General features: G+C 60.7%; 12 protein-coding genes. 8 read left to right on the forward strand and 4 right to left on the reverse strand.

Annotated elements, in window-relative coordinates; all coding sequences use genetic code 11:
* Positions 1 to 7: 7 nt before the first annotated feature.
* Positions 8 to 919, reverse strand: a complete 912-nt coding sequence (gene hemF / locus ACSQ2Z_RS10320; protein WP_436081117.1) for an oxygen-dependent coproporphyrinogen oxidase — start codon at positions 917 to 919, stop codon at positions 8 to 10.
* 212 nt (positions 920 to 1,131) lie between these two features.
* Between hemF and ACSQ2Z_RS10325 the strand changes: the two genes are divergently transcribed.
* Both ACSQ2Z_RS10325 and ACSQ2Z_RS10330 read left to right on the forward strand, forming a co-directional pair.
* A complete protein-coding gene (locus tag ACSQ2Z_RS10325; RefSeq protein WP_436083046.1) occupies positions 1,132 to 1,392 on the forward strand; it encodes a hypothetical protein in 261 nt (86 codons plus the stop codon).
* Between the two features lie 89 nt (positions 1,393 to 1,481).
* The gene (locus ACSQ2Z_RS10330) at positions 1,482 to 2,684 is read left to right on the forward strand and encodes an MFS transporter (RefSeq protein ID WP_436081118.1); all 1,203 of its coding nucleotides are present in this window, start codon (positions 1,482 to 1,484) and stop codon (positions 2,682 to 2,684) included.
* Here ACSQ2Z_RS10330 and soxR read toward each other — a convergent pair.
* Complete coding sequence (gene soxR / locus ACSQ2Z_RS10335; RefSeq protein WP_436081119.1) at positions 2,657 to 3,166, reverse strand: redox-sensitive transcriptional activator SoxR; 510 nt, start codon at positions 3,164 to 3,166, stop codon at positions 2,657 to 2,659. The two genes, ACSQ2Z_RS10330 and soxR, sit on opposite strands and share 28 nt — an antisense overlap.
* 77 nt (positions 3,167 to 3,243) lie before the next feature.
* On the opposite strand from soxR, the gene ACSQ2Z_RS10340 reads away from it, so the two are divergent.
* Positions 3,244 to 3,813 (forward strand): NADPH-dependent FMN reductase, encoded by a 570-nt coding sequence (locus ACSQ2Z_RS10340; protein ID WP_436081120.1) that lies wholly within the window; start codon positions 3,244 to 3,246, stop codon positions 3,811 to 3,813.
* Positions 3,814 to 3,829: 16 nt separating this feature from the next.
* On the opposite strand, the gene ACSQ2Z_RS10345 is transcribed toward ACSQ2Z_RS10340, so the two are convergent.
* Entirely contained in the window at positions 3,830 to 4,294 is a 465-nt protein-coding gene (locus ACSQ2Z_RS10345) for a tRNA (cytidine(34)-2'-O)-methyltransferase (RefSeq protein ID WP_436081121.1), read from the reverse strand.
* A gap of 393 nt (positions 4,295 to 4,687) precedes the next feature.
* Here ACSQ2Z_RS10345 and ACSQ2Z_RS10350 point away from each other — a divergent pair, with 393 nt between their 5' ends.
* The 5 genes from ACSQ2Z_RS10350 to ACSQ2Z_RS10370 all read left to right on the forward strand — a co-directional run bounded on the left by ACSQ2Z_RS10350 (position 4,688) and on the right by ACSQ2Z_RS10370 (position 11,700).
* Positions 4,688 to 6,541 (forward strand): ABC transporter ATP-binding protein, encoded by a 1,854-nt coding sequence (locus tag ACSQ2Z_RS10350; protein ID WP_436081122.1) that lies wholly within the window; start codon positions 4,688 to 4,690, stop codon positions 6,539 to 6,541.
* Positions 6,542 to 6,675: 134 nt separating this feature from the next.
* Positions 6,676 to 8,544, forward strand: coding sequence for an ABC transporter ATP-binding protein (locus tag ACSQ2Z_RS10355; RefSeq protein ID WP_436081123.1), 1,869 nt, complete (start codon positions 6,676 to 6,678; stop codon positions 8,542 to 8,544).
* A gap of 368 nt (positions 8,545 to 8,912) precedes the next feature.
* Positions 8,913 to 9,491, forward strand: a complete 579-nt coding sequence (gene petA, locus ACSQ2Z_RS10360) for a ubiquinol-cytochrome c reductase iron-sulfur subunit (RefSeq protein ID WP_436081124.1) — start codon at positions 8,913 to 8,915, stop codon at positions 9,489 to 9,491.
* Between the two features lie 14 nt (positions 9,492 to 9,505).
* Positions 9,506 to 10,777, forward strand: a complete 1,272-nt coding sequence (locus ACSQ2Z_RS10365; protein WP_436081125.1) for a cytochrome b — start codon at positions 9,506 to 9,508, stop codon at positions 10,775 to 10,777.
* Between the two features lie 29 nt (positions 10,778 to 10,806).
* Positions 10,807 to 11,700 carry a cytochrome c1 gene (locus ACSQ2Z_RS10370; protein ID WP_436081126.1) on the forward strand — a complete coding sequence of 298 codons (894 nt, stop codon included), beginning with the start codon at positions 10,807 to 10,809 and terminating at the stop codon, positions 11,698 to 11,700.
* Between the two features lie 5 nt (positions 11,701 to 11,705).
* Here the strand turns inward: ACSQ2Z_RS10370 and ACSQ2Z_RS10375 are convergent, their stop codons facing one another.
* Entirely contained in the window at positions 11,706 to 12,008 is a 303-nt protein-coding gene (locus ACSQ2Z_RS10375) for a hypothetical protein (RefSeq protein ID WP_436081127.1), read from the reverse strand.
* Between the last annotated feature and the right edge of the window lie 1,115 nt (positions 12,009 to 13,123).

Raw genomic sequence — 13,123 nt, forward strand, 5'->3', positions numbered from 1 at the left:
ACATATGTCAGGGCCAGCGCACCACCGGTGGCAGCGAAGACAGGATCGATTCGACATTGCCGCCTGTCTTCAGGCCGAAGATCGTTCCCCGGTCGTAAAGTAGGTTGAATTCGACATAGCGACCGCGGCGCAGCAGTTGCTCGTCGCGATCCTCCTCCGTCCATGGCTTGTTGAAGTTTGTCCGCACGATCTTCGGGTAGATCAGGCTGAAGGCCTTGCCGACGTCCTGGGTGAAGGCGAAGTCGGCATCCCAGCCGCCTTTCTCCTCATCCGAATGCAGCCAGTCATAGAAGATGCCGCCGATGCCGCGCGGTTCGTTGCGGTGCTTCAGAAAGAAATAGTCGTCGCACCATTGTTTGAAGCGGGGATAGTCGGCAACCGGATGGCGCTTGCAGGCGATTTCCATGCCCTTGTGAAACAGCATCGTGTCCGGATCGGTCTGCGTCCGGCGGCGGTCGAGCACCGGTGTAAGGTCGGAGCCGCCGCCGAACCAGTGGCTGGTGGTGACGACCATGCGGGTGTTCATATGGACGGCGGGGACATTCGGGTTCACCGGATGGGCAATCAGCGAGATGCCTGAAGCCCAGAACCGCGGATCTTCGTTCGCGCCGGGTATCTGGCTGCGGAATTCCGGCGAGAATTCGCCGTGCACGGTCGAGGTATGGACGCCGACCTTTTCGAAGACGCGGCCTTCCATCATCGACATGCGGCCGCCACCTCCAGCGCCTTCGTCCCGGAGCCAATCCTTGCCGACGAAGCGGCCGGGTTCGCGATCGGACAACGGACCGGTGAGTTCGTCCTCGATGGTTTCGAATGCCACGCAGATCGTGTCGCGCAGGCTTTCGAACCAGGCCTTCGCCGTTGCCTTCTTGTCCTCGATATCCGCTGGCAGTCCCTGCGGCAGGTCCGCTCGTTCCATAGAAATCATCCTGTCTGGCGGGGGATGGGAGTTGCGAAACCCGCCGATATATAGCGATTCTGGAAAGATCATATTTCTGCCACGCTTGGCAACGGCGCCAGGAGTCTTAGGTCAGTCTGCCGCAGGGCAGGCGGCTGAAATTCAGACTCGCAAAATCAGGACGATCTCCCTATCTTTGTTTCAGAAGGCTCGACTGGCGAAAGGTGAGCTTCATGGCGAAAATTCCCGCAGGGCCGCCGCTCGAAGGTTTGCGGAGACAGATTGCCCGGCATCGCAGCGGCAACCCGCAGCGAAGCGATGGCCTGTTTGTGCGTGAGACGTTCCGCCTTGATCGGATGCATGCGCGGCAAAAGGCGCAGGAATGGTTCGACAAATGGCCCAAGGCTGCGTATTGGACCGAGGTCGAAAGCTGGCGGCAGCTCGAAGGCGATGAAATCGAGTTCACGATGCGGCGCCTGCCAAGCGCGGATTGATTGCAGGCCGGCTGGCCTTTCTACCGGTTAAGCGCATAGTCGGCGCGATCCTTTCCCGCCCGATTCGGGCCGTTCCCAAAGCTTTCGCTATGCCTTTTCCGTGCTCGTCCATCACGCGCTCCGTTGTCATTCTTTCGATCACCCAGATCATCGGCTGGGGCGCGTTGTTCATGTCGATCTCGGTGACCGGTGAGGCGATGGCCGCGGACCTTGGCCTCAGCCGCGCAACGATCTTTCTCGGGCCGACGTTGATGCTCGTCATGATGGCGGTCTGCTCGCCGCCGATTGCTGGGCTTTATCGGCGGTATGGCGCCCGGCTGGTGCTGGCGGCGGGCTCGCTTCTTGCCGTTCCGGGGCTCTGGCTGCTGGCGGTTGCCGGCGGCCCCATCGGCTATTTCATTGCCTGGGCCATTTTTGGAATCGCCGGCGCCGCCTGCCTGACGACATCGGCGCATGTCTTCCTGGCGGAACTCGCGGGCGAGGGCGCACGGCGGGCGATCGGCGCGCAGATGCTGTTCATGGCGCTGGCGCCGAGCCTGTCCTGGCCGGCGACCGATTTCCTGGAAGCCCAGTTCGGCTGGCGTGGCGTGCCCGTCATTTATGGCTGTCTCATGCTCGTCATTTGCCTGCCGCTGCATTTCTTTGCGTTGCCGAAGATGCCGGTTGCCGCCCTGTCGCGTGAAAGGACAGGAGCTGTCTGCACCAAGCCAGGCGGAGAATATCGCCGCATCATCGCGCTGATCACGGCCGCGATTGCACTCAACGGTTCCATCACCTGGGGTTTCCAGCTCGTTGTCATTGACTTGTTCCGCAGTTTTGACGTGGCCGACTATCTGGCGGTCGGCTTCGGATCGGCGATCGGCGTCGTACAGATGTCGGCGCGGCTGTTCGATTTCCTGGGGGCCAACCGGTGGAACGGGCTCTCGACCGGACTGGTTGCGGCTCTGATCATGCCGGTCGGTCTCATCGTCCTTTCGGTGGGCGGCGGGACGGCATGGTCGATCCTGCTTTTCCTGCTGCTCTACGGGCTTTCGAGCGGCGCGATGTCCGTCAGCCGGGCAACGCTGCCCCTGGTGTTCTTCACGCCTGCCGAATATGCCGGTGTCGCCGCGCGCCTGGGTCTGCCCCTCAATCTCGCTTTCGCTGCCGCGCCACCGTTCTTCACCTATGTTCTGAGCGCCTATGGCAACCTCGCGGCGCTTACCATTGCCTTCATCAGTTCGCTCGGCACGCTTTTAAGCATGTTGGCACTGCAGCGTCTGCTTCAAAAAACTGGCAGTATGTCGGCCTGACCAACGGCATCACCTTCTTCGCCGGCATGTTCGATCAGATAGGCACCGGACCCTTTTTCCGAGAGCATATCGTGCGGGTTACGCAGCGGACAGTCGCTCATCGAGAGGCAACCGCAGCCGATGCACGAGGTGAGCTGGTCGCGCAGGGCGGTGAGCTCGGTGATGCGCTCGTTGAGGTCCGCTTTCCAGTTTTCCGACAATCGCTCCCAGTCGCTGGCCAAGAGTTGCCGGTCGTCCGGCAGCGCCGAGAGCGCCTTCTGGATATCGGCGAGCGGGATGCCAGTGCGCTGGGCAATCTTGATGACGGCGATGCGACGCAACACGCTGCGGGGATAACGGCGCTGGTTGCCGCGGCTGCGCATGCTTCTGATCAGGCCCCTGGCCTCGTAGAAATGCAGTGTCGAGACCGCGACGCCGCTGCGGGCCGCGACCTCTCCGACACTGAGTTCGCGGCGCGGCAAATCGGTTTTACTTTTTTCCATAGGGTGCCTTGACCTAAAGTTTAGTTGAGGTTTTATACCAATTGCTCCAACCGATCAACAACGGAGCAACCGCAAGCATGAACGAGAAAATGACCATCGCCGTCGTCTATGGCAGCGCGCGGCAGGGCCGCTTTTGTGACACAGTCGTCAACTGGGTCCTGAACGAGCTCTGGGCCGAAAGCGGCATAAGGGTGACGCTGATCGATCCGCTGCAGCTCAAGGGGCCGGCAGACGAGGCGGCCATCGATGTCGCCACGCTGGAGGAGAAGATCGCCGAGGCGGACGCCTTCATCGTCGCGACGCCGGAATACAATCATGGTTATCCGGCGGCGCTGAAGGAACTGATCGATGCGTGCTACGAGCCATGGCACGCAAAGCCTGTCGGCTTCATCTCCTATGGTGGCGTGTCAGGCGGGTTGCGGGCCGTCGAGCAACTGCGCCAGGTCTTTGCCGAACTGCACACCGTAACCATCCGCGACAGCGTCAGTTTCTCCAATGTCTGGGCGCAGTTCGATGCCGCCGGCAATCCGTTCAAGGCGGACGAAGCCAAGGCCAGTCTGCTCGTCATGTTGCGGCGGCTGAAATGGTGGGCAAGCGCGCTGAAGGCCGCCCGGGCTGAAAACGCCTATAGCGGAGCGGCCGCATGAGGGGCGCTGGCTGGCATCAGATCGACACTTGCCGGATGGCTTCGCCCGCAATCATCGCCACCGACATGGCGATGTTGAGCGACCGCTGGCCCGCGACCATTGGGATGATGATCCGGCCGTCTGCCCTGTCGTGCACATGATCGGGAACGCCAGCGCTTTCGCGGCCGAAGAGCAGCGTGTCGCCGGGCAGGAATCGGAAGCGGGTATAGCGTTCGGCCGCCTTGGTGGAGGCAAGCACCAGCCGCCGGCCCTCTGCCAGCCGTGCCTCCTCGAAACGGTCCCAACTGACGTGGCGGGTCAGGGTTACCGAGGCGATGTAGTCCATGCCGGCGCGTTTCAGGTTCTTGTCCGACAGGTCGAAGCCGGCCGGCTCGATGATATCGACCGGCAGACCGAGACAGGCGGCAAGGCGCAGGATCGTGCCGGTGTTGCCGGGAATGTCCGGCTGGTAGAGGGCAATGCGGAGCGGATGTGCGGACATATCAACACGGCTTATGGGGTTCATCACAGCCCGTAATCAATCTGTGCCGTAATGGCAACAAAATCCCGGCAGAGATGGAAACGATGAAAAAAGTGGCTGCGACAATCTGGCATATCGACGCAAAACACTCTAAGGCTGGCACATCTTCAACGCGAACCGACGGAGGCATGCATGGATTACCGAATGATCGCCAGCCTCCAGGCTGTGTCTCCAGTCCTGATGGACTGACCGGTTTCGCGCTTTTCCTTTGTCGGCATGACCGCGCGCGACCGACCGCTTTCCGGGCGAACACGTCTCGCGTGCAAGATTGAGCTGTTCCTCCGGTCTTGAATTTCGAATCGATGAATGCGGGTCTCCCGCCTTCCTTCACTGGATTCCTGAAGGAGCTTGATAATGTTCGGCTGGTTTGAATCCCGCCTCAATCCCTATCCCGCCGAGGAGCCCAAGGTTCCGCCGCAGGGGCTGTTTGCCTTCTGCTGGCACTATACCAGGCCGGCGGCACCCTGGCTCTTGACCATGTCGGTCTGCACCATGCTGATCGCGATCGGCGAGGTGGCGCTGTTCCAGTTCCTCGGCAATGTCGTCGATTGGCTGTCCTCGGCCAGGCAGGAGACGTTCATCGAGACTGAGCGTACGAAGCTGTTTTGGATGGGCGCGCTGATCCTGATCGGCCTGCCGGCCATCGTCGCCTTCGATTCGCTGATCATGCACCAGGTGCTGCTCGGCAATTATCCGATGATCGCGCGCTGGCAGATGCACCGTTACCTGCTGCGCCAGAGCATGACTTTCTTCGCTAACGAGTTTGCCGGCCGCGTCGCCACCAAGGTGATGCAGACCTCGCTTGCCGTGCGCGAAACGGTGATGAAAATCCTCGACGTCTTCGTCTATGTCGTCAGCTATTTCGTCTCGATGCTGGTGGTCGTTGCCGCGGCTGACTGGCGGCTCCTTGCGCCGCTCGTTATCTGGATCATCGTCTACGTCTTGATCGTCACGTATTTCGTGCCGCGCCTGCGCAAGATCTCGAAGGATCAGGCCGATGCCCGTTCGATGATGACCGGCCGTGTCGTCGACAGCTATACGAACATCGCCACTGTGAAGCTGTTTTCGCATGCGGGCCGCGAGGAGATCTATGCCCGGGAAAGCATGGATCAGTTTCTGCAGACCGTGCACCGTCAGATGCGCAAGGTGACGCTGTTCCATGTGTTCGTCTACACGAACAACTGCATCGCGCTGTTTTCGATCTCGGCGCTCGGCATCTATTTCTGGATGACCAGCGGCATGTCGGTCGGCTCGATCGCGATTGCGGTGGCGCTTGCCATGCGCATCAACGGCATGTCGCAATGGGTGATGTGGGAAGTCTCGGCGCTGTTTGAAAACATCGGCACCGTCTATGACGGCATGAGCATGATGACCAAGGCGCATGACATCATCGACAGACCGGAAGCGCCGGTACTCAAGGCGCCGCATGGGGCGATCGCGTTCGAGAACATCCGGTTCCACTACGGCAAGAGCAAGGGCGTCATCGACAACCTGTCGCTGGCCATCAAGCCGGGCGAAAAGATCGGTCTTGTCGGTCGCTCGGGTGCGGGCAAGACGACGCTGATGAATGTGCTGCTCCGGTTCTACGATCTCGAATCGGGCACGATCCGCATCGATGGGCAGGATATCGCCGCGGTGGCGCAGGACAGCCTGCGCGGCCAGATCGGCGTGGTGACGCAGGATACTTCGCTGTTGCATCGCTCGATCCGCGACAACATCGCCTATGGTCACCCGGAAGCTGATGATGCCGACATCATCGCCGCCGCCAAGCGGGCCAATGCCTGGGACTTCATCGAGCTGCTCGAGGACAACCAGGGCCGCAAGGGGTTGGATGCGCAGGTCGGCGAACGGGGCGTCAAGCTCTCCGGCGGCCAGCGCCAGCGGATTGCGATCGCCCGCGTCTTCCTGAAGGACGCGCCGATCCTGATCCTCGACGAGGCGACGTCGGCGCTCGATTCGGAAGTGGAAGCCGCGATCCAGGAAAACCTCTTCGCCCTGATGACGGGCAAGACGGTGATCGCGATTGCCCACCGCTTGTCGACGCTGACGGAGATGGACCGGCTGGTCATCCTCGAAGCCGGCAGGATCGTCGAGACCGGCAGCCATGCCGAACTGGTAGCGAGGGGCGGGCTTTACGCCGATCTCTGGTCGCGGCAATCCGGCGGCTTCATCGCCGACGATGCGGAAAAGGAAGAGGCGGCGGAGTAGCACCGGTTCGATCTCTCTCCGTGCGGAGAGAGCGACTGGTTTGAAATGACCGCGGTTGGTCACATTACGCGATTGTAATCCGGCCGATCAGAATTCCGCATTGCCGCATTTTTGGAAAGGCTTATATCGGACACATGCTCTTGCGCGCCCTGTTTGCCTTTTTCGAAAACTGGATACAGCCTTTCGCGGCGCGCGAAGGGTTACAGCCGCCGGCGCGGCTGATTCGTTACGTCTGGTTTTACATCCGGCAGGCGAAAGCGCCGTTCATTGCAATGCTCGTCCTGGGAGGCATGACGGCGGCGATCGAGGCGACATTGTTCTGGTTCGTCGGTCGCGTGGTCGATATCCTTGCGACGGTCAAGCCGAGCGATGGCTGGAGCGGGTTGCTCGCAGCCCATGGGGCTGAGCTGTTCGGCATGCTGGTCCTGATCGGCATCGTGCGCTTCCTGGTTTCGCTGGCGATGGCGCTGGTCGACCAGCAGATTATTACGCCCGGCTTCTACAATCTGGTGCGCTGGCAGTCCTATCTGCACGTGGCGCGCCAATCGCTGTCCTTCTTCCAGAATGATTTCTCCGGCCGCATCGTCACCAAGGTCTGGTCGGGCGGGCAGGCGGTTGGCGACGTCGTCACGTCATTGATGGAAAGCGTCTGGTTCGTCGGCATCTATTCGGTATCGACTTTGGTGCTGGTGGGGCAGCTCGATGCCTCGCTTGCCGTCGTGGTGCTGCTGTGGCTAATCGGCTTTGCTTTCCTCGCGCGCTTCTTCGTGCCACGTATCCGCGAGCATTCGCGGGAGACGGCCGAAGCGTCGTCGATGTTGAACGGCCGCATGGTCGATGCCTACAGCAATATCCAGACGCTGAAGCTCTTTGGTCGCGACGAGGAAAACGATCGCTACATGCGGCAGGGCTTCGACATCTTTCAGGATACGATCATCCGCTTCACCCGGTTCATTACCGGCGTGCGTGCGTCAATGGCGCTCCTGTCCGGCATCATGATCGTGACGATGGCGGCCCTGAGCGTCGACCTCTGGCTTTCGGGGGCGATCAGCTCCGGTGCTGTCGCTTTCACGATGGCGCTCATCCTCCGGCTGAATTTTCTCCTGGGACGGATGATGGTTCAGTTCAATGGTATCATGCGCAATATCGGCACGATCCAGAATGCCGCCGACATGATCTCGCAATCGATCCAGCTGGTGGACCGGCCGGGCGCTGAAAACCTGGTCATCACCAGTCCTTCCATCCGTTTCGAGAAAATCCGCTTCCACTATGGCAGGGGCAATGGCGTCATCGATGACCTGTCGCTCGTCGTCAGGCCCGGCGAGAAGGTCGGCATTGTCGGTCGGTCGGGCGCCGGCAAGACGACGCTCGTCAATCTGCTGCTGCGATTCTACGATCTGGAGGGCGGCCGCATTCTGATTGACGGACAGGATATCGCCGCAGTCCGGCAGGAGTCCCTGCGCAGCCAGATCGGCGTCGTCAGCCAGGATACGTCGCTTCTGCACCGCTCCATCCGCGACAACATCCTGTTCGGTCGTCCGGACGCGGACGAGAATCGATTGCGGGAGGCGGCAAGGAAGGCCGAGGCGCTCGGCTTCATCGAAAGGTTGCAGGACCAGCGTGGGCGAACAGGTTTCGAGGCGCATGTCGGCGAGCGCGGCGTCAAGCTGTCCGGAGGCCAGCGCCAGCGGGTGGCGATCGCCCGGGTGATGCTGAAGGATGCGCCGATTCTCGTTCTCGACGAGGCAACCTCGGCCCTCGATTCGGAAGTGGAAGCAGCAATCCAGTCCAATCTCGACCGGCTGATGCGCGGCAAGACCGTGCTTGCGATCGCGCACCGGCTGTCCACCATCGCCGCGCTCGACCGCCTCATCGTCATGGATGAGGGCAGGATCGTCGAAGATGGAACGCATGAACAACTTATCGCTGCCGGTGGTCTTTACGCCGATCTGTGGCTACGTCAGTCCGGCGGTTTCCTCGCTCGCGATGCCGCCGCCGAATAACGCCCTCGAAAACCGTCGCCCGCGAGCTTGAGAAAGCCGTGTTTTGACAAGGCCAGACCGCGAAAAGCGGTTTGCGAACATTGGCTTCAGTTTTCCCGCGACATTGTGGCCCACCTCCCGTCCTCAAGGCTAGACATCCCTTGCGATCAAGCATAGAACGCGCCGGATTGCCGGGGAATCTGCCGTTTCTTTAACGCGTGGGGTTCGCCCGGTTTTGATGCATGAGGCGCAAGGGCGAAAGTTTTCTTCGAATCGTGCATCGGCTTATTGATTTGGCGCTGTTCTTTCGCTCAAGTGGCAGCACGGGGCGGGTCGACGCCGGGGACAGTGCGGTTTCCGCAAACATTGCGTGAGAGGATGGTTTAACCGTGAGCGAACACGAGACATCAAGCGAAACCCTGGGCGAGCCTACTCGCCGCGACTTCTTGTATCTGGCGACCGGCATGGCAGGCGTCGTGGGCGCAGGGGCTGTCGCCTGGCCGTTCATCGACCAGATGCGCCCGGACACTTCGACACTGGCGCTCGCTTCGATCGAGGTCGATGTCTCCAGCCTGCAGCCGGGCATGTCGCTGACGGCAAAATGGCGCGGCAAGCCAGTCTTCATCCGTAATCGCACGGAGAAGGAAGTCGAAGAAGCCAACGCGGTGGCACTGGCCGACCTCAAGGATCCGGTCGCGCGTAACGCCAACCTTCCGGCCGATGCGCAGGCGACGGACGTTGATCGCTCCGCTGGCAAGGACAAGGAAAACTGGATCGTCATGATCGGCTCGTGCACGCATCTCGGTTGCGTTCCGCTCGGCCAGGCGGGCGATTTCGGTGGCTGGTTCTGTCCGTGCCACGGCTCGCACTACGATACGGCCGGCCGTATCCGTAAGGGCCCGGCGCCAATGAACCTCGCCGTCCCGACCTTTGCATTCACTTCCGACACAGTCATCAAGATCGGTTGAGGGGAATACTGATTATGAGTGGTGATCATTCAACCTATATGCCGACGACTGGAATCGAGAAGTGGGTCGATTCGCGCCTGCCGCTGCCGCGGCTCGTGCACGATAGCTTCGTTTCCTATCCGGTTCCGCGCAACCTGAACTATGCCTACACCTTCGGCGCCATGCTGTCGGTCATGCTGATCGTGCAGATCCTGACCGGTGTCGTTCTCGCCATGCACTATGCGGCTGAGACGACGGTTGCCTTCAATTCCGTCGAAAAGATCATGCGCGACGTCAACCAAGGTTGGCTCTTGCGCTACATGCATTCCAACGGCGCGTCGTTCTTCTTCATCGCCGTTTATCTGCACATCGGTCGCGGTCTCTATTACGGCTCCTACAAGGCGCCGCGTGAAATCCTATGGATTCTCGGCGTGGTCATCTATCTGCTGATGATGGCAACCGGATTCATGGGCTATGTTCTGCCCTGGGGTCAGATGTCCTTCTGGGGTGCCACGGTTATCACCGGCTTCTTCTCCGCCTTCCCCTTGGTGGGCGAGTGGATCCAGCAGTTCCTGCTTGGCGGGTTCGCCGTCGATCAACCGACACTCAACCGCTTCTTCTCGCTGCACTATCTCTTGCCGTTCATGATCGCCGGCGTGGTCGTCCTGCATATATGGGCCCTGCATGTCGTCGGCCAGACCAACCCAACCGGCGTCGAAGTCAAGACCAAGACGGACACGGTTGCCTTTACGCCTTATGCTACCCTCAAGGATGCGCTCGGTGTATCGATCTTCCTGCTGGTCTATGCCTGGTTCGTCTTCTACATGCCGAATTTCCTTGGCCATCCGGACAACTACATTCCGGCCAACGCCCTGAAGACACCGGCACACATCGTTCCGGAATGGTACTACCTGCCGTTCTACGCGATGCTGCGCGCGATCACCTTCAATGTCGGCCCGATCGACTCGAAGCTCGGCGGCGTTCTGGTGATGTTCGGCGCCATCATCGTCCTGTTCTTCCTGCCCTGGCTCGATACCTCGAAGGTGCGCTCGGCGGTCTACCGTCCATGGTACAAGCTGTTCTTCTGGCTCTTCGTGGTCGATGCCATCATGCTCGGCTGGCTCGGATCGCGCCCGGCGGAAGGCCTCTACGTGGTGATGTCGCAGCTCGGCACCCTCTACTACTTCGGCTTCTTCCTCGTCGTCATGCCGGTTCTCGGCCTGATCGAAACGCCGAAGCGCATCCCTAATTCCATCACCGAAGCGGTGCTGGAAAAGCAGGCTGCGAAGAAGCCCGTTGCCGCGTGATGTCTGCGAAGATTAAGGAACCCACAACAATGAAAAAGCTTGTTACAGGCATTCTTTCGCTCGCAGTCGTCGCAGGCCTCGGCGCCGGCATCGTGTTTGCCCAGGAAACCGGCGAACACAAAGCCGAAGGCGCAGCCGCCGAGGGGGAGCATGCAGGCGGTACGCCGCACTTCCCGATCCACAAACCGGAGCAGGAAGAATGGACGTTCGCCGGTCCTTTCGGCCATTATGACAAGGGTCAGCTGCAGCGCGGACTGAAGGTCTACACCGAAGTCTGTTCCGCCTGCCACTCGATGAACCTCGTCGCCTTCCGCACGCTCGAAGGCCTCGGTTATTCCGAAGCGCAGGTGAAGACCTTTGCCGCCAACTACGAGGTCCAGGACGGGCCGAATGCCGATGGCGAGATGTTCACCCGCAAGGCCGTGCCTTCCGACCATTTCCCGTCGCCTTATCCGAACACCGAAGCAGCCGCTGCCGCCAACAATGGCGCGGCACCGCCAGACATGTCGCTGCTCGCCAAGGCACGTGGCATCGAGCGCGGCTTCCCGACCTTCATCTTCGACATGTTCACGCAGTACCAGGAAGGCGGTCCGGACTATATCCACGCGCTTCTGAACGGCTATCAGGAGCCGCCGGCCGGCACGGAAGTGGCCGAAGGCACGCACTACAACCCTTACTTCGGCAGTGCTGCGGCCCTTGCAATGGCAAAACCGCTTTCCGATGATCAGGTCACCTATGACGATGGTGCGCCGCAGACGGTGGAGCAGTATTCCCGCGACGTCGCTTCCTTCCTGATGTGGGCCGCAGAGCCGCACCTTGAAGATCGCAAACGCACGGGCTTCATGGTCATGGTTTTCCTGCTGATCTTCACCGGCCTGATCTATCTGACGAAGAAGTCGGTTTACGCCAACAAGGAACACTGATCCGGTCACGGATTTTCTGCCCACGATCGAAACCTCCGGCTCCGGCCGGAGGTTTTTTGATTCCGGGGGGCGTTCGGCTTCCTCCCGGACAATTTCCCCCCGAACATTTCCGATGTGTGCAGCACGCGCAGATGCTTGGCAAAGGCCACGAGCCAAGCATTGTCGGTGGCAGCGATGCACGCCGGCAGCAAGGCAGCAAAGGTCGATCCGCTAGCGGTCCTTACCGGAACGATCCGCTTCCGCATCGGGCCGGTGCAGGAACCGTCGCGGCGGCATTTTCGAATGCGGCAGAAGGTGTGGATGTCCATGTCAGTCGCCGCGATTCGGCTGATCCGCTCGAATTCGGCTTGCGTCAAAGGTTCGGTATTGTCCGGCGTGCTTTCGCCCATTGGATTTTTCTCCGTTCGACGGGCAACCGACAGCGTTCACGCGGCGGTGTTCCGTCCGTGTTTTGCGACAGTCTCTTTATATCCCATGACCAATATCCCATGATCAGGATCGGCCGGGGCCCGGCATGTGCCGTGATAAAGAGAATTGAACTGACACGATGCCGTGCCCCGTTCGGTGTCTTTTGCCGCGCCTCTAGCTAGGTTCTTCTGCGTCCTTCGCCATTGCGGCCAAGGATTTGTGTGCCCGTGGCAGGGCCTCTTATCCGCCCCGCCTTTCCGTCGGTAGACCATGCCCTGGACCAAGTTGGCGTGGCATGCCCGGCACGCCCGGCCTCTTGCATGTCGAGACCGGAGGAGAACCACCTTCCGCGCAGCCCCTGAAATCCGGCGTGCGTTTGCACCGAAATTCCAGGGCACCGGTCCCGCCTTGCCGGTAACGCTCACCGGTGTATCCGCGACAGGACACAGGCATTGTATGCGCGGGCTGCGGGGCGGGGAAAACGGCGGAGTGCTATTGTTGATTTTATTGTGATGTTTTGAAACGCTACAGCGCCGCGCGTCAAACCTGACGCGCAAAGGACGCTGTAGCGCTTTGAAACTGCTGCATAATCTTAAATCGATTCCAATTTAAGGAATTATGCAGTAGCTCGCGAAGGGGGCAGAGCCTCACCGTTGATTTGCAACGACACTCTCACTCGTGTGATCCGGCGCAAACGCCGGGGAGATAAACTTCGGCGTCACCGGCGAAGCCGCAGCAAAAAGCAGCGTACATCAAGTGGGGCCAGATATTCCTCAACGGGGCGGCCTGCATTCTCCAGCGCGCTCCGTTCAGCGCCCACGTCTCCCCAGTGGGGAGAAGTGCCGAGCATATGCCTCGCATATGCGAGGCGATAAGGGGGGCTCGGCGATTTCGGCGCCAGCCGCGCCCTCATCCGGCGCTCCGCGCCACCTTCTCCCCGCAGGGGAGAAGACGGAGCAAGCCGAAGGGTCGCCGTCGATCTTGCCTGGCGACGCCACGTGGACATGCCCCGCGG

It is taken from the genome of Pararhizobium sp. LjRoot235 (genome assembly GCF_964254145.1).
Classification (GTDB): Bacteria; Pseudomonadota; Alphaproteobacteria; order Rhizobiales; family Rhizobiaceae; genus Pararhizobium.